Annotated in this window: 17 protein-coding genes; 7 read left to right on the top strand and 10 right to left on the bottom strand. The window is 62.7% G+C overall.

What is annotated here, in order from left to right:
• Window positions 1-78: 78 nt before the first annotated feature.
• From GDH07_RS18735 to GDH07_RS18715, 5 genes are all read left to right on the top strand, one after another.
• Window positions 79-2130, top strand: a complete 2052-nt coding sequence (locus GDH07_RS18735) for a putative bifunctional diguanylate cyclase/phosphodiesterase (RefSeq protein ID WP_022640578.1) — start codon at window positions 79-81, stop codon at window positions 2128-2130.
• Between the two features lie 161 nt (window positions 2131-2291).
• Window positions 2292-3629, top strand: coding sequence for an imelysin family protein (locus tag GDH07_RS18730; protein WP_022640579.1), 1338 nt, complete (start codon window positions 2292-2294; stop codon window positions 3627-3629).
• 190 nt (window positions 3630-3819) lie between these two features.
• Window positions 3820-5241, top strand: coding sequence for a di-heme oxidoreductase family protein (locus GDH07_RS18725; RefSeq protein WP_152898491.1), 1422 nt, complete (start codon window positions 3820-3822; stop codon window positions 5239-5241).
• Between the two features lie 43 nt (window positions 5242-5284).
• On the top strand, window positions 5285-6349 hold the full coding sequence (locus GDH07_RS18720; protein WP_053131646.1) for an imelysin family protein: 1065 nt from the start codon (window positions 5285-5287) through the stop codon (window positions 6347-6349).
• A 2-nt stretch (window positions 6350-6351) separates the two neighbouring features.
• Entirely contained in the window at window positions 6352-7449 is a 1098-nt protein-coding gene (locus GDH07_RS18715) for a DUF1513 domain-containing protein (RefSeq protein ID WP_152898880.1), read from the top strand.
• A 66-nt stretch (window positions 7450-7515) separates the two neighbouring features.
• Here GDH07_RS18715 and GDH07_RS18710 read toward each other — a convergent pair whose 3' ends face one another.
• From GDH07_RS18710 to GDH07_RS18665, 9 genes are all read right to left on the bottom strand, one after another.
• The gene (locus tag GDH07_RS18710; protein ID WP_053131648.1) at window positions 7516-7743 is read right to left on the bottom strand and encodes a hypothetical protein; all 228 of its coding nucleotides are present in this window, start codon (window positions 7741-7743) and stop codon (window positions 7516-7518) included.
• A gap of 2 nt (window positions 7744-7745) precedes the next feature.
• A complete protein-coding gene (locus GDH07_RS18705; protein WP_152898490.1) occupies window positions 7746-8459 on the bottom strand; it encodes a lipopolysaccharide kinase InaA family protein in 714 nt (237 codons plus the stop codon).
• A 4-nt stretch (window positions 8460-8463) separates the two neighbouring features.
• The gene (locus GDH07_RS18700; RefSeq protein ID WP_152898489.1) at window positions 8464-9144 is read right to left on the bottom strand and encodes a class I SAM-dependent methyltransferase; all 681 of its coding nucleotides are present in this window, start codon (window positions 9142-9144) and stop codon (window positions 8464-8466) included.
• Window positions 9145-9341: 197 nt separating this feature from the next.
• On the bottom strand, window positions 9342-10622 hold the full coding sequence (locus GDH07_RS18695; RefSeq protein ID WP_152898488.1) for a sensor histidine kinase: 1281 nt from the start codon (window positions 10620-10622) through the stop codon (window positions 9342-9344).
• Window positions 10612-11295, bottom strand: a complete 684-nt coding sequence (gene colR, locus GDH07_RS18690; RefSeq protein ID WP_053131653.1) for a two-component system response regulator ColR — start codon at window positions 11293-11295, stop codon at window positions 10612-10614. The genes GDH07_RS18695 and colR overlap by 11 nt, the downstream gene beginning before the upstream one ends.
• Before the next feature lie 270 nt (window positions 11296-11565).
• Entirely contained in the window at window positions 11566-13212 is a 1647-nt protein-coding gene (gene groL, locus GDH07_RS18685) for a chaperonin GroEL (protein ID WP_053131655.1), read from the bottom strand.
• A gap of 49 nt (window positions 13213-13261) precedes the next feature.
• The gene (locus GDH07_RS18680) at window positions 13262-13555 is read right to left on the bottom strand and encodes a co-chaperone GroES (RefSeq protein WP_029614823.1); all 294 of its coding nucleotides are present in this window, start codon (window positions 13553-13555) and stop codon (window positions 13262-13264) included.
• 254 nt (window positions 13556-13809) lie between these two features.
• Window positions 13810-14283 carry an FxsA family protein gene (locus GDH07_RS18670; protein ID WP_022640597.1) on the bottom strand — a complete coding sequence of 158 codons (474 nt, stop codon included), beginning with the start codon at window positions 14281-14283 and terminating at the stop codon, window positions 13810-13812.
• 66 nt (window positions 14284-14349) lie between these two features.
• A complete protein-coding gene (locus GDH07_RS18665; protein ID WP_343038285.1) occupies window positions 14350-15081 on the bottom strand; it encodes a HugZ family pyridoxamine 5'-phosphate oxidase in 732 nt (243 codons plus the stop codon).
• Between the two features lie 163 nt (window positions 15082-15244).
• Here GDH07_RS18665 and GDH07_RS18660 point away from each other — a divergent pair, with 163 nt between their 5' ends.
• A complete protein-coding gene (locus tag GDH07_RS18660) occupies window positions 15245-16003 on the top strand; it encodes an SDR family oxidoreductase (protein ID WP_152898487.1) in 759 nt (252 codons plus the stop codon).
• Between the two features lie 91 nt (window positions 16004-16094).
• On the opposite strand, the gene apbC is transcribed toward GDH07_RS18660, so the two are convergent.
• A complete protein-coding gene (apbC, locus tag GDH07_RS18655; RefSeq protein WP_152898486.1) occupies window positions 16095-17189 on the bottom strand; it encodes an iron-sulfur cluster carrier protein ApbC in 1095 nt (364 codons plus the stop codon).
• Between the two features lie 184 nt (window positions 17190-17373).
• Here apbC and metG point away from each other — a divergent pair, with 184 nt between their 5' ends.
• A complete protein-coding gene (gene metG, locus GDH07_RS18650; RefSeq protein ID WP_152898485.1) occupies window positions 17374-19419 on the top strand; it encodes a methionine--tRNA ligase in 2046 nt (681 codons plus the stop codon).
• Window positions 19420-19509: the final 90 nt, after the last annotated feature.

Genomic DNA, 19509 nt, shown 5'->3' with positions numbered 1-19509 from the left:
TCACTTTGACGGCCATCACGGGATTGCCAATACTCATGGCAACTTGACGCTACGCGCACGGAACAAGGAATAGCCCCTTTGAAGCTGGAACTCAAAAACAGCTTGTCGGTGAAATTGCTCCGGGTTGTGCTGCTGTCGGCACTCATAGTGGGTGTGGTCCTGAGCTGCGCCCAGATCGTCTTCGATGCCTACAAGACTCGGCAGGCGGTAGCTAATGACGCCCAGCGCATCCTCGACATGTTTCGCGACCCATCGACCCAGGCGGTCTACAGCCTGGACCGGGAGATGGGCATGCAAGTCATCGAGGGCCTGTTCCAGGACGATGCGGTGCGCATGGCCTCCATCGGCCATCCCAACGAAACCATGCTCGCGGAAAAATCCCGCGACCTGCAGAAATCCTCCAGTCGCTGGCTGACCGACCTGATCCTCGGCCAGGAACGCACCTTCACCACCCAATTGGTGGGCCGCGGTCCATACAGCGAGTATTACGGCGACCTGAGCATCACCCTGGACACCGCCACCTACGGCCAGGGCTTCATCGTCAGCTCGGTGATCATCTTCATCTCCGGAGTGCTGCGCGCCCTGGCCATGGGCCTGGTGCTGTACCTGGTCTACCACTGGCTGCTGACCAAGCCGCTGTCGCGGATCATCGAGCACCTGACCAACATCAATCCCGACCGTCCCAGCGAACACCAGCTCCCCTTGCTCAAGGGTCACGAACGCAACGAGCTGGGAATCTGGATCAACACCGCCAACCAGCTGCTGGCGTCCATCGAGCGCAATACCCACCTGCGCCATGAAGCGGAGAACAGCCTTCTGCGCATGGCCCAGTACGACTTCCTCACCGGCCTGCCCAACCGCCAGCAACTGCAACAGCAACTGGACAAGATCCTGGTGGACGCCGGGCGCCTGCAACGCCGGGTCGCCGTGCTGTGTGTGGGGCTGGACGACTTCAAGGGCGTCAACGAGCAGTTCAGCTACCAGACCGGTGACCAACTGCTGCTGGCCCTGGCCGATCGCCTGCGCGGCCACAGCGGCCGCCTCGGTGCCCTGGCGCGCCTGGGCGGCGACCAGTTCGCCCTGGTGCAGGCCGATATCGAACAACCCTACGAAGCCGCGGAACTGGCCCAGAGCATCCTCGATGACCTGGAAGCCACCTTCGCCCTCGACCAGCAGGAAATCCGCCTGCGCGCGACCATCGGTATCACCCTGTTCCCGGAAGATGGCGACAGCACCGAGAAGCTCCTGCAAAAAGCCGAGCAGACCATGACCCTGGCCAAGAGCCGCTCGCGCAATCGCTATCAGTTCTACATCGCCAGCGTGGACAGCGAGATGCGGCGCCGCCGGGAACTGGAAAAGGACCTGCGCGAGGCCCTGGCCCGCGAGCAGTTCTTCCTGGTCTACCAGCCGCAGATCAGCTATCGCGACCACCGGGTGGTAGGCGTCGAGGCGTTGTTGCGCTGGCAGCACCCGGAGCACGGCCTGGTGCCGCCGGACCTGTTCATCCCGCTCGCGGAGCAGAACGGCACCATCATCGCCATTGGCGAGTGGGTGCTGGACCAGGCCTGCCGCCAGTTGCGGGAATGGCATGACATGGGCTTCAGCGAGTTGCGCATGGCGGTCAACCTGTCCACCGTGCAACTGCACCACGCCGAACTGCCACGGGTGGTCAACAACCTGCTGCAGATCTATCGCCTGCCACCGCGCAGCCTGGAGCTGGAAGTCACCGAGACCGGCCTGATGGAAGACATCAGCACCGCCGCCCAGCACCTGCTGAGCCTGCGGCGCTCCGGGGCCTTGATCGCCATCGACGACTTCGGCACCGGCTACTCGTCACTCAGCTATCTCAAGAGCCTGCCCCTGGACAAGATCAAGATCGACAAGAGCTTCGTCCAGGACCTGCTGGAGGACGATGACGACGCCACCATCGTGCGCGCCATCATCCAGCTGGGTAAGAGCCTGGGCATGCAGGTAATCGCCGAAGGCGTCGAAACCGCCGAGCAGGAGGCCTACATCATTGCCGAGGGCTGTCACGAAGGTCAGGGCTATCACTACAGCAAGCCACTGTCCGCGCGGGAGCTGGGCGCCTACCTGAAACAGGCCCAGCGCAGCAACGCAGCGATCCTCTGAAGCCAGCGCAGCGCGGGGCTTTGCGCCCTGCACGAAGGCTCTTCGGAGAAGAAATAATTACAGCGGCAACCCTTTACACATAATGCAAATCTTTCGCATTATGTCGCAGTTTTTCGCGCGCCCCGCGCCGTCCACTCTCCTCTCGAAGCAGGATGTTCGCCATGATTCGTATGCCTCTGGCTACCGCCAGTCTGTTGGCCATCGCTATTTCCCTCGCCGGTTGCGGCGAAGGCAAAGACGACAAGGCTGCCGCTCAAGCACCGACCCCGGCTACCAGCACCGCGACTGCGGCCGGCGACGCCGCCAAGATCGACGAAGCCGCCGCCAAGGCCGTCGTCGCGCACTACGCCGACATGGTCTTCGCCGTCTACAGCGACTCCGAATCCACTGCGAAAACCCTGCAGAGCGCTATCGATGCCTTCCTGGCCAAGCCTGACGACCAGACCCTGGCAGCCGCCAAGGCCGCTTGGGTGGCGGCGCGCGTCCCGTACCTGCAAAGCGAAGTGTTCCGCTTCGGCAATACCATCATCGACGACTGGGAAGGCCAGGTTAACGCCTGGCCACTGGACGAAGGCCTGATCGACTACGTCGACAAGAGCTACGAGCACGCACTGGGCAACCCTGGGGCCAACGCCAACATCATCGCCAACACCGAGATCCGCATCGGCGAAGACAAGATCGACGTGAAGGACATCACCCCGGAAAAACTCGCCAGCCTCAATGAGCTCGGCGGTGCCGAGGCCAACGTCGCCACTGGCTACCACGCCATCGAATTCCTGCTCTGGGGCCAGGACCTCAACGGTACCGGCCCTGGCGCCGGCGCTCGCCCGGCCTCGGACTACCTGCAAGGTGCCGGCGCCACCGGCGGCCACAACGAGCGCCGCCGCGCCTACCTCAAGGCCGTGACCCAGCTGCTGGTCAACGACTTGGAAGAAATGGTCGGCAACTGGAAGCCGGACGTGACCGACAACTACCGCGCCACCCTGGAAGCGGAACCAGCCGAGACCGGCCTGCGCAAGATGCTCTTCGGCATGGGTAGCCTGTCCCTGGGCGAACTGGCGGGCGAGCGGATGAAGGTATCCCTGGAAGCCAACTCCCCCGAGGACGAACAGGACTGCTTCAGCGACAACACCCATAACTCGCACTTCTACGACGCCAAGGGCATCCGTAACGTCTACCTGGGCGAGTACACCCGTGTAGACGGCACCAAGATGACCGGCGCCAGCCTGTCGTCCCTGGTGGCCAAGGCCGACCCGGCCGCCGACGCTGCGCTCAAGGCCGACCTGGCGGCCACCGAAGCCAAGATCCAGGTCATGGTGGACCACGCCAACAAGGGCGAGCACTACGACCAGCTGATCGCCGCTGGCAACGAATCGGGCAACCAGATCGTGCGCGACGCCATCGCCGCGCTGGTCAAGCAGACCGGTTCGATCGAGCAGGCCGCCGGCAAGCTGGGCATCAAGGACCTGAACCCGGACAACGCCGATCACGAATTCTGATCAGCACAGCGTCCAGCAGAAGGCGGCCCTCGGGCCGCCTTTTTCATGCCTGCGACCAGGCCCGGCGTCGGCTGCAAATCAGTTCCGGCGCCCTTGTCCTGGATCAAACCAAACGATAATTCCTCTTATTCAAACCAGGCTGCCCTGTTAGACTTTGCGCCCTTGTTTTGCTCGTCCTGCAGGATATCCGATGCCTTCGTCGCTGCTTCGCTGGTCCGCGCTGTTCCTGGCCTTGAGCCTGGGCGCCTGCGATGAGGCGCCGCGCTTCACCCAGGCCGAGCCTGGCGAAGCCCGCGCCGGGGGCGCGACGACAGTCAACAAGAGCGATCGCAATGCCTTTTCCCTGCCCTCGGCCAACCTGCCGCCTACCCGCCGCCTGGATTTCAGCGTCGGCAACAGTTTTTTCCGCAACCCCTGGGTCATAGCCCCTTCCACCACCACCGCCCGCGATGGCCTGGGCCCATTGTTCAACACCAACGCTTGCCAGAACTGCCATATCAAGGATGGCCGTGGCCATCCACCGGCCCCGGACGCGCTTAACGCGGTATCCATGCTGGTGCGCCTGTCGATCCCCGACGATCCGACCCTGGCCCGGCTCATCGAGCGCACGGGGGTAGTGCCGGAGCCGGTCTATGGCAGCCAGCTGCAAGACATGGCGATCCCCGGGGTGGTCCCCGAGGGCCGAGTGCGGGTGGACTACGAACCGCTCCAGGTGCACTTCAAGGACGGCACCCAGGTTGAGCTGCGCAAGCCCAGGCTGCGGGTGACCGACCTGGGCTACGGCCCGATGCATCCGGAGACCCGTTTCTCGGCCCGAGTGGCGCCACCCATGATCGGCCTGGGGCTGCTCGAGGCCATTCCCGAGGAAGCCATCCTGGCCAATACCAGGCCGACCCGGGAAAACCCCATCGCCGGCCGGCCCAACTGGGTCTGGGACGATGCCCGGCAAAAGACCGTACTCGGGCGTTTTGGCTGGAAAGCCGGGCAACCGAGCCTCAATCAACAAAATGTTCACGCGTTCTCTGGTGATATGGGCCTGACCACCAGCCTGAGACCCTTCGATGACTGCACCGACGCGCAAACCGCCTGCAAGCAAGCCCCCAACGGCAATGGCCCAGACGGTGAACCGGAGGTCAGCGACAACATCCTGCGCCTGGTGCTGTTCTACACCCGCAACCTGGCGGTGCCCGCCCGCCGCGATGTGGACTCGCCCCAGGTCCTGGCCGGCAAGAACCTGTTCTTCCAGGCCGGCTGCCAGTCTTGCCATACCCCAAGCTTCACCACGGCGGCCAACGCCGCGGAACCTGAATTGGCCAACCAGTTGATCCGCCCCTACAGCGACCTGCTGCTGCACGACATGGGCGAAGGCCTGGCCGACCAGCGCACCGAGTTCAAGGCCAGCGGTCGCGACTGGCGCACCGCTCCGCTCTGGGGCATCGGCCTGACCGAAACCGTCAGCGGCCATACCCGGTTCCTGCACGATGGCCGCGCCCGCAACCTGATGGAAGCGGTGCTCTGGCATGGCGGCGAAGCCGAAGGTGCGAAACAGCAAGTCCTTGCTTTCAATGCCCAGCAGCGCGCGGCGTTGCTGGCATTCCTGAATTCCTTGTAACGCTCGACTCATATGCTTTCTCCACAATAAAGGGAGCCCGAACATGTTCCGCCCCAAACTGCTCTTCACCAGCCTTGCCGCGCTCGCCCTGGGCGCCTGTTCGCCCCAGGACCCACAAGCCGTGACTTCCGCGGCCATCGCCAAGCAGGTGATCCTGCCGACCTACAGCCGCTGGGTCGACGCCGACCGCCAGCTGGCCGTCAGCGCCCTGGCCTTCTGCGAAGGCAAGGAAAGCCTGGAGACCGCCCGCGCCGACTTCCTCCATGCCCAAAAAGCCTGGGCCGAACTGCAACCGCTGCTGATCGGCCCGCTGGCCGAGGGCAACCGCTCCTGGCAGGTCCAGTTCTGGCCGGACAAGAAGAACCTGGTCGGTCGCCAGGTCGAGCAACTGGTCAACGCCAACCCACAGATCGATGCCGCCGCCCTGAGCAAGTCCAGCGTCGTGGTGCAAGGCCTGTCGGCCTATGAGTACATCCTCTTCGACAGCAAGATCGACATGGCCGATAGCACCCAGAAAGCCCGCTATTGCCCGCTGCTGACCGCCATCGGCGAACGCCAGAAGCAACTGGCCGAGGAGATCCTGTCGAGCTGGAACAACAACGACGGCATGCTGGCGCAGATGAGCAAGTTCCCCAACCAGCGCTATGCCGATTCCCACGAAGCCATTGCCGACCTGCTGCGTGTGCAAGTCACGGCCCTGGATACCCTGAAGAAGAAGCTCGGCACCCCGATGGGCCGCCAGACCAAGGGCATCCCACAGCCGTTCCAGGCCGATGCCTGGCGCAGCCAGTCGTCGCTGCAAGGCCTGGAGGCCAGCCTCAGCGCGGCCCAGACCGTCTGGGCCGGGGTCGACAACAAAGGCCTGCGCGGCCTGCTGCCGGCCGAGCAGAAACCACTGGCCGACAAGATCGACGCAGCCTATGCCGCGTCCTTGAAACTCTTCGCCAGCACCCAGCGCTCGCTGACCGAAATGCTCGGCGACGACGCCGGGCGCCAGCAGCTCAACGACCTGTATGACAGCCTCAACGTGGTCCATCGCCTGCACGAAGGCGAACTGGCCAAGGCGCTGGGCATCCAACTGGGCTTCAACGCCAACGACGGTGACTGATGATGCTGCGACGTCAGGCTTTGGCACTGGGCAGCTTGCTGCTCAGTGCGGTGACCTTGGGCGGCTGGACGCTGTTCAAGCAAAAGGGCAAGCAGCCCTTGCTGCTTTCGGCCAGGGATGACGGCGACGGCAAGCATTACGCCGTCGGTTATCAACTGGACGGTAAACAGGTGTTTGCCACCCAGGTCGGCCAGCGTTGCCACGACATCATCAACCACCCGCGCTTGCCCATCGCCCTGTTCGTGGCCCGGCGCCCGGGTACCGAGAGCTACCTGGTCGACCTGCGCGACGGCAAGCTGCTGCAGACCCTGACCTCGCAACCCGACCGGCATTTCTATGGGCACGCGGTGATCCACAAGGATGGCGAGTGGCTGTACGCCACCGAGAACGATACCCGGGACCCTGGGCGCGGCCTGTTGGGGGTCTACCGCTTCGAGGGCGAACGCCTGGTGCACAGCGGCGAACTGTCGACCCACGGCATCGGCCCGCACCAGGTGTCATGGATGCCCGATGGGGAAACCCTGGTGGTGGCCAACGGCGGCATTCGCACCGAAGCCGAAAGCCGGGTGGAAATGAACCTCGATGCCATGGAACCAAGCCTGGTGCTGATGCAGCGCGACGGCACCCTGCTGAGCAAGGAAACCCTGGCCCAGCAGATGAACAGCGTGCGCCACATGGGCATCGCCAGCGACGGCACCATCGTCACCGGCCAGCAATTCATGGGCGCCGCTCATGAGTCGTCCGAACTGCTGGCGATCAAGCGGCCCGGCCAACCCTTCAGTGCATTCCCGGTGGCCGAACAGCAATTGCAAGCCATGGGGCACTACACCGCCAGCGTCGCCGTGCACAGCGAGCTGCGGCTGGTCGCCCTGACCGCTCCACGGGGCAACCGCTTCTTCATCTGGGACCTGGACAGCGGTGCGCTACGAGTGGATGCCCCGCTGCCGGACTGCGCGGGGGTCGGCGCCGTGGCCGATGGCTTCGTGGTGACCTCGGGACAAGGCCGTTGCCGCTTCTACGATTGCCGTCAGGCGCAGATCGTGGCCAAGCCCCTGGAACTGCCTGCAGGGCTGTGGGACAACCACCTGCACCTGGCGTGAAGACAGGATTCGGGAAAAATCAAAAGGCCTCGCATCGCGAGGCCTTTTGATTGGCAGGAAAACTCTTCAGCTCTGGGGCTTGAGGCCCTGGCTCATGCCGAACATGAACAGCAACAGGTCATGGTCGGGCTTGGCCGCCGTGGACACCTTCGCCACCCGTGGCAACGGACAGTGGGCATTGCCCTTGGCCGCGCTCAGCACCTGGGTGCGTGGCTGCTCCCAGGCAACCACCGCCAGGGAAGCAACTGCCAAGGCTCCTGCCAGGAATACACCTCGTGCAATTTCTAGCTTCATAGCTATAAACCTTTGATAGAGCTGCCAAACGCCGTTCTGTAAAAGTAGTAGAGCTTCTCCCAGTCGGTGTCGCTCCACGACGAATGGCGGCGCAATTGTTTTAGATCATGAGCCGCAGCCCGCTTGCTGCTCAGGCGCTGGCGGCATTTCTCGAAATCCAGCAAGGCGATCTTCGGCCGAGCCTGCTCGCCTTCACCGTCCACCCGCACGAACACATGCTTGGAATACAGGCAACCATGCTGCCAGCGTCCCTTGTGCATCCGCGCCAGTGTCGTCGCCAGGGATTGCAGCACCTGGTCGTGGAACGCCTCGCCATGGCGCTCACGCTCGCCGGCGGCGTACCAGTTGTCGATCTCGATGAAACCATCGAGCGCCGCGGTGACCAGCAGTGCTTGCCATTGCTGCTCGGGACCGCGTCGAGCCCCGCAGTAAACCAGCTCCGGGACCGTCACTTCCAGCAGGCGCAGGCCCCGCAGCGCATCATGTTCACGCAACACCGTGGGTCGACCGAAAGGGTGCAGCCAGCTGCGATAGATATGTCCCACTTGGCGCTTGGCATAAAGCTGGCGTCCATTGCCGCTCATCAGCCGTTGCACACCACTCTCGCCACCTCGGCGTCGATTGGGCTCCTCGACCCATTCACCTTGTTCGTTCCAGAAGTATTCAAAACGATCTGTGGGTGCGGCATCCATTTCCGAAGCACATTCAACAGCCATCCTTTTACCTCTTGCGTAGTACGTACACTCGCCACATGGCGTAGAGCGGAAGGAAGTCCAGATGTCGCTGGACGCTAAAGCCGGCTTGCCGGAATTCTTCTTCGACCGTGGCCGCCGGTAACACGAAACGATTCTGGTAACCCTGTTGTTCGGCGCCGAAAGAGCGCTTGCGCTCCATCCTTTTGCGTTTCCAAGCCTTGAAGTTGCCGTCGACCCACAACGAGACGATCACGCTATCGCGGGTCACGCGCTGGAACTCGCGCAACAGCGCCATCCGATGTTGCGCCTCGCCGATATGGTGCAACAAGCGCATGGAGAAAATGCAGTCCACGGCGTTGTCCGGCAGGTCGATGGCAAACGCCGATGTCTGCAAGGGCCGTACCCGTTTCACCACTTCGGCAGGTTGCGCCACTGTGGCGGTGTTGAGCATAGCCGCTGAATAATCGGCACCAATGATGATTCGATTGCTCTTTTCGGCCAGTAACGGCCAGAAACGCCCAGCGCCACACGGCAGGTCCAGTACCAACCCCGGATCGCCCGCCAGGGACAAGGCGGTGCGAGCCAAGTGCTCATCTCGCTTGTGGGACAGCTGGCGCGCCAGTCCATCCTGATGCTTGAGCAGGTACTCCAGGGCATGCTGGGTATCGTACTTCTCGGAAAACTTCAGCTTGATCGGTGCAACCATCGCCAGAACCTCCTGCAATTGATGGCGCTACCTTAAGCAGCACCATGTCAGCGACAGGTTGTTCCCGCGTGAAAACTTCGTACCGTCCAGCCAAGAAATATTGCAGAGTTTTACAGTGTACGAGCAGTGGCCTGGGGCCATACCAAAGGGGAAATCGACAAGTGACAGGCCCCGTAAAACAGGGCCATACAGGATAATCAGGCCTTGGCCGATTGCAGTTGAACGTGAAAACGACAGCCATTGGGGGTCATGGTGCTGAGGCTGACGCTCCAGCCCTGGTTCTCACAGATACGCTGGACCAGCGACAAGCCAAGGCCCAGGCCCTCGCCACGCTTCTCATCGCCACGCACGAAAGGCTCGAACATCGCCTCGCGCTTTTCCTCGGGAATGCCCACGCCGCTGTCCTCCACCGTAAAGCCGCCAGGCGCCAGACTCAGGCGAATGAACCCCTGCTCGGTATAGTGCAGGGCGTTGCGCAGGAGGTTGCCCATCACCGCATGCAGGAAGGTGGCGTGGTAGCGGGTATCGTCGGACTGTCCGGGATCGAAGATCAGCTCGATGCCCTTGGCCTCGATGGACTCGCTCCACACCCCGAGCAGGTCGTTGGCGGCCTGGCTCAAGGTCAACTGCGGCGACATGCTGGCATCCTCACGCTGGGCTCTCGCCAGCATCAGGAAGGTCTGCACCAGTTCGCGCATTTCCGAACAGGCCCGAGTGATACGCTCCACCTGGGCCCGCCCGCGATGGTCCAGGGCCGGGTTTTCCAGCAACAGCTCGCAAGAGGTGGCCAGGACCATCAATGGCGTACGCAATTCATGACTGACGTCACTGGTGAACAGCCGCTCGCGATTGAGCGCCTGGCGCAGGCGGCCCAGGGTCGCATCGAAGGCAATGGCCAGCTCTCCCACTTCGTCCGCCGCGTAGTCCGGCGCCAATGGCGGTGCCAGGCCCAACAACTGGTCACGATGCCGTACCTGGCGTGCCAGGCGCACCACCGGCGCCATCACGCGCCGCGCCAGCACCCAGCCGAGGAACACCGCCAGCGCCAGGCTGAGCACGAAGCCCACCAGCACCACCGCGAACAACACTCGCTCGCGCTCTTCGAAGTCGCTCTGGTCTTGCAGCAGCACATAGCGCCGGCCATCCACCACCTCGACCATGGCGTGATAGGACAACTGTTCGCGAAACACTTCATGGAACCCGGGGTCCAGGTGACGCAGATCCTTGGGCAACTCGAAATCGCCGCGACCACCACTGTAGTAGAAGAGTTGGTCGGGCTCGGGGCGGTGGCTCCAGTCGCCGACGTTATCCATCAACAGCAGGCGTTGCAGGTCGCCTCCGAGACCGGCGGAGATGAGCTTTTCCTCCACCAGGTGCACGGTGGCCACGATGCCCATGGCGAAGGCCCCGGCCACCAGGGCGCTCATCAACGCAAAGGCGATGATGATCCGCTGGGCAAGGCTCTGCTTAAACTCCATCGCGGCCCTCGGCCAGGCGGTAGCCGACACCATGCACGGTGTGCAGCAGCGGCTTGGCGAACGGCTTGTCGATCACCTGGCGCAATTGGTGGACGTGGCTGCGCAGGCTGTCGCTGTCCGGACAGTCATCGCCCCACAGGGCTTCTTCGAGGATCTCCCGGCGCAAGACATGGGGACTCTTCTGCATCAGCACCGCCAGCAGTTTCAGGCCGACCGGGTTGAGCTTGAGCAGGCGTCCCTCACGGGTGACTTCCAGGGTATCGAGATCGTAGCTCAGATCGCCCACCTGCAATGCACGCCTGCCGCCACCCTGGCTGCGGCGCATCACCGCCTCGATCCGGGCGGAAAGCTCCGAAAGGGCAAAGGGCTTGACCAGGTAATCGTCGGCTCCGGACTTGAAGCCCTGGAGGCGATCGTCGAGCTGGTCGCGGGCGGTAAGCATGATCACCGGGGTGTCTCGCCGCGCGTCTTCGCGCAGGCGCTTGCACAGGGTGTAGCCATCGATCCCCGGCAACATGATGTCGAGCACGATCAGGTCGTAGTGCTCGGTGGCGGCCAGGTGCAAGCCCGACAGACCGTCCTGGGCACAGTCCACGGTGTAGCCCTTGAGCCCCAGGTAGTCAGCCAGGTTGGCGAGAATATCGCGGTTGTCTTCAACCAGTAGGATTCGCATCGGCACTCTCTCCGTATACAGTTACGGCCGTCTTGGCTCGCGCAGCTTAAGGCCAAGTCCGGCTCACCGCCACCCTTGTCGGAAGGCTCGGGTGACTGTTTCCAGTGTCGCCATGGCTTGACGTTTTTTTCACCTGGGACTCACGTCCCGACGACAGCCAGGGCAACACAATGGCAGCCATTTGCCCTGGGTTTGCCGCAGGACAACGGAAACGAAAAAGCCCCGCCGGCTTGCGCCGGCGGGGCTTTTCAGTACGGGGGTAAGGCTGGCTTACATCATGCCGCCCATGCCACCCATGCCGCCCATGTCTGGCATGCCGCCGCCAGCTGGAGCGTCTTTCTTCGGTGCGTCGGCAACGGCTGCCTCGGTGGTCAGGATCAGACCGCCGATGGAAGCTGCAGCTTGCAGAGCCGAACGGGTTACCTTGGTTGGGTCCAGGATGCCCATTTCGATCATGTCGCCGTATTCGCCGGAAGCAGCGTTGTAACCGAAGTTACCTTTGCCGTTCTTCACTTCGTTGACTACAACGCTTGGCTCGTCGCCGCTGTTAGCGGAGATCTGGCGCAGCGGAGCTTCAACGGCGCGACGCAGAACCGCGATACCTACGTCCTGGTCAGCGTTGTCGCCCTTGAGGTCGACGATCGCTTGCAGGGCACGGATCAGGGCCACGCCACCGCCAGGCACCACGCCTTCTTCAACGGCTGCACGGGTAGCGTGCAGGGCGTCTTCAACGCGGGCTTTCTTCTCTTTCATTTCAACTTCGGAGCCAGCGCCAACCTTGATCACTGCAACGCCGCCGGACAGCTTGGCCAGGCGCTCTTGCAGTTTTTCACGGTCGTAGTCCGAGGAAGTCTCGGCCACTTGGGCACGGATCTGGGCGATACGGGCTTCGATGTCGGCCTGGTTGCCAGCACCGTCGACAACGGTGGTGTTTTCCTTGGACAGGGTCACGCGCTTGGCGCTACCCAGGTGCTCCAGGGTGGTGCTTTCCAGGCTCAGACCGATTTCTTCGGAGATCACGGTACCGCCGGTCAGGACGGCGATGTCCTGCAGCATGGCCTTGCGACGATCGCCGAAGCCTGGAGCCTTGACGGCTGCGACTTTGACGATACCGCGCATGTTGTTCACAACCAGGGTCGCCAGGGCTTCGCCTTCGACGTCCTCGGCCACGATCAGCAGTGGGCGGCCGGCTTTGGCAACGGCTTCCAGCACTGGCAGCATTTCGCGGATGTTGGAGATCTTCTTGTCCACCAGCAGGATCAGCGGGCTGTCCAGCTCGGCAACCATGGTGTCTGGCTTGTTGACGAAGTATGGGGACAGGTAGCCACGGTCGAACTGCATGCCTTCAACGACCGACAGTTCGTTTTCCAGGCCGGTGCCTTCTTCGACGGTGATCACGCCTTCTTTACCGACTTTTTCCATGGCTTCGGCAATGATGTCGCCGATGGAGTTGTCGGAGTTGGCGGAGATGGTGCCTACCTGGGCGATGGCCTTGGTGTCGGCGCATGGCTTGGACAGAGCCTTGAGTTCCTTGACGATGGCGATGGTCGCCTTGTCGATGCCGCGCTTGAGGTCCATCGGGTTCATGCCGGCAGCAACGGCCTTCAGGCCTTCGTTGACGATCGACTGAGCCAGAACGGTGGCGGTGGTGGTGCCGTCGCCAGCGTCATCGTTGGCACGGGAGGCAACGTCCTTGACCAGCTGCGCGCCCATGTTCTCGAAACGGTCTTCCAGTTCGATTTCCTTGGCTACGGAAACGCCATCCTTGGTGATGGTCGGAGCGCCGAAGCTCTTTTCCAGGATCACGTTACGGCCTTTCGGGCCCAGGGTAGCTTTTACCGCGTCAGCCAGGACGTTGACGCCGGTGAGCATTTTCTTGCGGGCGGAGTCGCCGAATTTAACTTCTTTAGCAGCCATGATCGATATTCCTTAAATACTGTGTAGTAGCGGGAAAATACGCGGGTAATCAGCCTTCGATAACAGCGAGAATCTCGTTCTCGGCCATTACCAGCAGATCTTCGCCATCGACTTTCACGGTGTTGCTGCCGGAGTACGGGCCAAACACCACTTTGTCACCCACTTTCACGGCCAGCGCACGTACTTCACCGTTGTCCAGCACACGGCCGGTACCTACAGCGACGACTTCGCCACGGTTAGGTTTTTCAGCGGCCGAACCAGGCAGAACGATACCGCCGGCAGTTTTCGATTCTTCTTCGCTGCGACGGATGACGACGCGGTCATGCAGAGGACGAAGCTTCATTGTCGATCTCTCCTAATTGTGGTTTTCAGCGGCCGGTGTCGATACCGGCGGGTTAACAAATCCGGCGTGGCCGGTTGCGGCTCGACGAGCGAGACGCGGAAGTCTGTCTGGTATCAGCACCAGAAACCTTGCGGTGACCGTTACATAAGGGCGCACAAGGCTATTACAAGGGCTGGTCGATGAATTTTTTTAAATCGCCTGCGCAATAACCAACACGGCACCCGAAGGTGCCGTGTTTGCGAGGCTGGAAGCGATCAGTCGCGGTGCTCGAACTCACCTTCGATGACGTTCGGTTCGCGTCCCAAGGGTTGCTGCGGCGCAGGACCACCACGGGCCGAGCGCATGTCGTCGGCGAAGGCGCGCTGGCGCATGGCCTGCTCCTCGGCACGCTCGCGCATCTTGTTGGCCAGCAGACGACGGGTGAATGGCAGCAGCATCAGCAGGCCGAACACATCGCTGATGAAGCCCGGCAAGATCAACAAACCACCACCCAGGGCCAGCATCAGGCCCTCGAGCATCTGCTGGGCCGGCAACTCGCCACGATTGAGACTTTCACGGGCGCGCAGGGCCGTGGCCAGGCCGGCCACACGCAACACCATCACGCCAAGCAGCGAACCGAGAATGACCAGCAGCAGCGCCGGGAAAAACCCGATCGCCGCGCTGACCTTGACGAAGACGAACAGCTCCAACACTGGGAACAGCAGAAAGAGCAACAGAAAAGGGCGCATCAAATGGTTTCCTCTGCGGAAGAATGCCTTCCAGTAGACCGTAAATGACGTCGCCAATTCGTGAATTCAAGCATCCACGGTCTGATTTTTCGGCCACTGATCGGCGCGCGCCAGGAAAACCAGGGCCTCGCGCACTTGTGTCGGCGTGTTGCAAGGGGCTTGGAATGGCAACCAATACAGCGCCTGGCCAATACGCAGGTGCATGCCCTCGGTATCGATCCCGGCCATCTGCGCCGGCACCTTGTCAGGCAAGCCGGTCAGCTCGACGTAGTGGGCGATGGCCTTGGCATGATCGCTGTTCATGTGCTCCACCATGCTCAACTCGGCCTTGCCGGCGAACGGGTTGGCCAGGGTCAGCTGGTCGACCCAATGGATGGCGCCGAAACCGCCGATGTAGCGATGGCGCACCGGCTTGAGCACCCAGAAATCGAAATCGTGGGCCTGGTGATAGTTCTGCGATTCGGGAAAGTAGCGGTAGTAGCGCTCGGCGGCGGCCTCGATCGACGCCTCGTCGGCCAGCTTCTCGGCCTCGGCCAGGTAGGTCAGGCGCCCCACCGCCTGCACGTCATCGGCGTCGCGCTCACCGACCAGCAGCGAACACTTGGGATCCTTCTGCAGGTTATGGGTGTGCTGGGCGATGCGGCTGATGAGGATCAGCGGACGACCTTCGGCATCGAGGCAATAAGGCACTACGGAACCGAAGGGAAAACCCGGCATGGACTTGGAATGCGTGGACAGCACGCCGCGGTATTCCTTGAGCAGCAGTTCTCGTGCATTCTTGGCAGCTTCAACGCTCACTTTATGACTCCTTCAATAGAATCCGTCGAAAACGGACGGACGATCGGACCACGGTCCGTCTACGCCAACGGGGCAATACTCGTCTGCAGCCAGGCCAGGCCCAGCTGTCGCGAAGGGCCCTGGTACAAGGACACCCTCTCACGACAGCTGACAGGACATGCGAATGCAACTCACTGACAAAGTAATCATTATCACCGGCGGTTGCCAAGGCCTGGGCCGCTCCATGGGCGAGTATTTCGCCAGCCGTGGAGCCAGGCTGGCCCTGGTGGACCTGAACCAGGAAAAACTCGATCAGGCCGTCGCGGCCTGCAGAGCCCATGGCGTCGAGGCACGCTCCTACCTGTGCAACGTGGCCAACGAAGAACAGGTCGAGCATATGGTGAATCAGGTTGCCGAGGACTTCGGTGCCATCCATGGCCTGATCAACAACGCCGGGATCCTGCGCGATGGCCTGCTGCTCAAGGTCAAGGACGGTGAAACGACCAAGATGAGCCTGGCCCAATGGCAGTCGGTGATCGACGTCAACCTGACCGGCGTGTTCCTGTGCACCCGGGAAGTGGCGGCGAAGATGGTGCAACTCAAGACCAGCGGCACCATCATCAACATCTCGTCGATTTCCCGCGCCGGCAACATCGGCCAGACCAACTACTCCGCGGCCAAGGCCGGGGTTGCCGCAGCGACCGTGACCTGGGCCAAGGAACTGGCGCGCTACGGCATCCGCGTGGCCGGTATCGCCCCGGGCTTCATCGAGACCGAGATGACCCTGGGCATGAAGCCCGAGGCCCTGGAGAAAATGACCGCCGGCATTCCGCTCAAGCGCATGGGTAAGCCGGAAGAAATCGCCCATTCGGCGGCCTATATCTTCGAGAACGACTACTACACCGGACGCATCCTGGAAATGGACGGCGGCTTGCGCCTCTGATCCGAAGACGCTGCTCCCAGCCCTTGCGGCGCGGGAGTTGATGCAACAACGCTCGCCGCAACCTAAATCGCGACGAGCGCCTGCCCTGGGCTCAATCTTCGCTGACGGTGATGCTGGGCATCGCCGGGGCGGCAGCTTCCTGCAACACGATACGTGCCCCCACGTGCCGTGCCAGTTCCTGGTAGACCATGGCGATCTGGCTATCCGGCTCGGCGATCACCGTCGGCTTGCCGCCATCGGCCTGCTCGCGGATCAGCATCGACAGCGGCAGCGAAGCCAGCAGTTCGACGCCGTACTGGCTGGCCAGCTTCTCGCCGCCGCCTTCGCCGAACAGGTGCTCGGCATGGCCGCAGTTGGAGCAGATGTGCACCGCCATGTTTTCCACCACACCCAGTACCGGGATGTTCACCTTGTGGAACATCTCGATGCCCTTGCGTGCATCCAGCAGGGCCAAGTCCTGGGGCGTAGTGACGATCACCGCACCCGCCACCGGGACCTTCTGCGCCAGGGTCAGCTGGATGTCGCCGGTGCCCGGCGGCATGTCGATCACCAGGTAGTCGAGATTGCCCCAGTCGGTCTGGGTCACCAGTTGCTGCAAGGCGCCAGAGGCCATCGGGCCACGCCAGACCATGGGCGTGTTGTCGTCGGTGAGGAAGGCCATGGACATGACTTCGACACCGTGGGCCTGGATCGGCACGAACCACTTCTGGTCCTTGATCTTCGGCCGTGTGCCTTCGGCGATGCCGAACATGATGCCCTGGCTCGGGCCATAGATATCGGCGTCGAGAATGCCCACCCGGGCACCTTCCCGGGCCAGGGCCAGGGCCAGGTTGGCGGCGGTGGTGGACTTGCCCACGCCGCCCTTGCCCGATGCCACCGCCACCACGTTCTTGACGTTGGCCAGGCCCGGTACCTGGGCCTGGGCCTTGTGCGCGACGATCACGCTGCTGGCCTCGACCTTGGCCGAGCCCACGCCTTCCAGGCCCTCGATGGCCAGTTGCAGCATCTGCGCCCAGCCATTGCGGAACAGGCCGGCGGCATAGCCCAGCTCCAGGCGGACCGAGACCCGGTCGCCCTGGATGTCGATGTCCCGCACACAGCCGGCGCTCACCGGGTCCTGGTTCAAATAGGGGTCGGTGTACTGGCGAAGCACGGCTTCCACCGCTGCGCGATTGACGGCGCTCATGGGCAACTCCGATAACAAGACAGGAAAATCAGCCGGCTATCCTACGCCGCCTCTCCCTTCGTGGCGAGGGAGCGGCGCCGCCCCTGGAGCTTGCCTGCGCTGCACAGGGACGCCTGGAAGGGTGAAAATTCCGTCCCGGCGTTTTATAGTGACCGACCTTCGTTTCATCAAGTAGCCGAGCCCCATGTCCGAGCCACGCAAGATCCTCGTCACCAGCGCCCTGCCCTATGCCAATGGTTCCATCCACCTTGGCCACATGCTCGAGTACATCCAGACCGACATGTGGGTGCGCTTCCAGAAGCACCGCGGCAACCAATGCGTCTATGTCTGCGCCGACGACGCCCACGGCTCGGCCATCATGTTGCGCGCGGAAAAAGAAGGCATCACCCCGGAACAACTGATCGCCAACGTCCAGGCTGAGCACAGCGCCGACTTTGCCGACTTCCTGGTGGACTTCGACAACTTCCACTCGACCCACGCCGAGGAAAACCGCGAGCTGTCGAGCCAGATCTACCTCAAGCTGCGGGATGCCGGGCACATCGCCACGCGCGCCATCACCCAGTATTTCGACCCGGACAAGAAAATGTTCCTGGCCGACCGCTTCATCAAGGGCACCTGCCCCAAGTGCGGCACCGAGGATCAATACGGCGACAACTGCGAGAAATGCGGCGCCACCTACGCCCCCACCGACCTGAAGGATCCGAAGTCGGCGATCTCCGGCGCCACTCCGGTGCTCAAGGAGTCCCAGCACTTCTTCTTCAAGCTGCCGGACTTCCAGCAGATGCTGCAGACCTGGACCCGCAGCGGCACCCTGCAAGACGCCGTGGCCAACAAGATCGCCGAATGGCTGGATGCCGGCCTGCAGCAGTGGGATATCTCCCGCGATGCGCCGTACTTCGGCTTCGAGATCCCCGATGAGCCAGGCAAGTACTTCTATGTCTGGCTGGACGCGCCGATCGGCTACATGGCCAGCTTCAAGAACCTCTGCGCCCGCCGTCCGGAACTGGACTTCAATGCGTTCTGGGCCAAGGACTCCAGCGCCGAGCTGTACCATTTCATCGGCAAGGACATCGTCAACTTCCACGCCCTGTTCTGGCCCGCCATGCTCGAGGGCGCGGGCTTTCGCAAGCCCACGGCGATCAACGTCCACGGTTACCTGACCGTCAACGGCCACAAGATGTCCAAGTCCCGCGGCACCTTCATCAAGGCCCGCACCTACCTGGACCACCTGTCGCCGGAATACCTGCGCTACTACTACGCCTCCAAGCTGGGCCGTGGCGTCGACGACCTGGACCTGAACCTCGAGGACTTCGTGCAGAAGGTCAACTCCGACCTGGTAGGCAAGGTGGTCAACATCGCCAGCCGTTGCGCCGGGTTCATCCACAAGGGCAATGCCGGGGTGATGGTCGACACCAACGCCGCCCCCGAGCTGACCGAGGCCTTCCTGGCCGCCGCGCCGAGCATCGCCGAGGCCTACGAGGCCCGTGACTTCGCCCGTGCCATGCGCGAGATCATGGCCCTGGCCGACCGCGCCAACGCCTGGATCGCCGACAAGGCGCCCTGGTCGCTGAACAAGCAGGAAGGCAAGCAGGATGAAGTCCAGGCCATCTGCGCCACCGGCATCAACCTGTTCCGCCAGCTGGTGATTTTCCTCAAGCCGGTACTGCCGGTCCTGGCCGCCGACGCCGAGGCATTCCTCAACGTCCCGGCACTGACCTGGAACGACCACCAGCAATTGCTGGCCAACCATCAGCTCAACGAATTCAAGCCGCTGATGACGCGGATCGACCCAGTGAAAGTACAAGCCATGACCGACGCCTCGAAGGAAGACCTCGTCGCCAGCCAGACCGACACCGGTGCGCCCAAGGGCAATGGCGAACTGGCCAAGGACCCGCTGTCGCCGGAAGTCGACTTCGACACCTTCGCCGCCATCGACTTGCGCGTGGCGTTGATCGTCAAGGCCGAAGCCGTGGAAGGTGCCGACAAGCTGCTGCGCCTGACCCTGGATATCGGCGATGAACAGCGCAATGTCTTCTCCGGGATCAAGAGCGCCTACCCGGACCCGTCCAAGCTCGACGGTCGCCTGACCATGATGATCGCCAACCTCAAGCCGCGGAAAATGAAGTTCGGTATCTCCGAGGGCATGGTGATGGCTGCCGGCCCAGGCGGTGAAGAAATCTACCTGCTGAGCCCCGACAGCGGCGCCAAGCCCGGCCAGCGGATCAAGTAAGGCCGTCGGCTGGACCCCGTCCCCCCGTTGCCCACTGGCGCAACGGGGGGATTTGCATATCTGGGCAGTCACGCGCACGCGTGGAGTTTG

The sequence above is a fragment of the Pseudomonas piscis genome (assembly GCF_009380155.1).
Taxonomy (GTDB): domain Bacteria; phylum Pseudomonadota; class Gammaproteobacteria; order Pseudomonadales; family Pseudomonadaceae; genus Aquipseudomonas; species Aquipseudomonas piscis.
The sequence above is the reverse complement of the archived record's forward strand: the minus strand, read 5'-3'. Positions and strand labels throughout refer to the sequence as shown.

Bases quoted from the DNA above. Each gene is read 5' to 3' on its own strand.
- GDH07_RS18730 (WP_022640579.1), top strand. From the start codon at position 2,292: ATGATTCGTATGCCTCTGGCTACCGCCAGTCTGTTGGCCATCGCTATT.
- GDH07_RS18725 (WP_152898491.1), top strand. From the start codon at position 3,820: ATGCCTTCGTCGCTGCTTCGCTGGTCCGCGCTGTTCCTGGCCTTGAGC.
- GDH07_RS18720 (WP_053131646.1), top strand. From the start codon at position 5,285: ATGTTCCGCCCCAAACTGCTCTTCACCAGCCTTGCCGCGCTCGCCCTG.
- GDH07_RS18715 (WP_152898880.1), top strand. From the start codon at position 6,352: ATGCTGCGACGTCAGGCTTTGGCACTGGGCAGCTTGCTGCTCAGTGCG.
- GDH07_RS18710 (WP_053131648.1), bottom strand. From the start codon at position 7,743: ATGAAGCTAGAAATTGCACGAGGTGTATTCCTGGCAGGAGCCTTGGCA.
- GDH07_RS18705 (WP_152898490.1), bottom strand. From the start codon at position 8,459: ATGGCTGTTGAATGTGCTTCGGAAATGGATGCCGCACCCACAGATCGT.
- GDH07_RS18700 (WP_152898489.1), bottom strand. From the start codon at position 9,144: ATGGTTGCACCGATCAAGCTGAAGTTTTCCGAGAAGTACGATACCCAG.
- GDH07_RS18695 (WP_152898488.1), bottom strand. From the start codon at position 10,622: ATGGAGTTTAAGCAGAGCCTTGCCCAGCGGATCATCATCGCCTTTGCG.
- colR (WP_053131653.1), bottom strand. From the start codon at position 11,295: ATGCGAATCCTACTGGTTGAAGACAACCGCGATATTCTCGCCAACCTG.
- groL (WP_053131655.1), bottom strand. From the start codon at position 13,212: ATGGCTGCTAAAGAAGTTAAATTCGGCGACTCCGCCCGCAAGAAAATG.
- GDH07_RS18680 (WP_029614823.1), bottom strand. From the start codon at position 13,555: ATGAAGCTTCGTCCTCTGCATGACCGCGTCGTCATCCGTCGCAGCGAA.
- GDH07_RS18670 (WP_022640597.1), bottom strand. From the start codon at position 14,283: ATGCGCCCTTTTCTGTTGCTCTTTCTGCTGTTCCCAGTGTTGGAGCTG.
- GDH07_RS18660 (WP_152898487.1), top strand. From the start codon at position 15,245: ATGCAACTCACTGACAAAGTAATCATTATCACCGGCGGTTGCCAAGGC.
- apbC (WP_152898486.1), bottom strand. From the start codon at position 17,189: ATGAGCGCCGTCAATCGCGCAGCGGTGGAAGCCGTGCTTCGCCAGTAC.
- metG (WP_152898485.1), top strand. From the start codon at position 17,374: ATGTCCGAGCCACGCAAGATCCTCGTCACCAGCGCCCTGCCCTATGCC.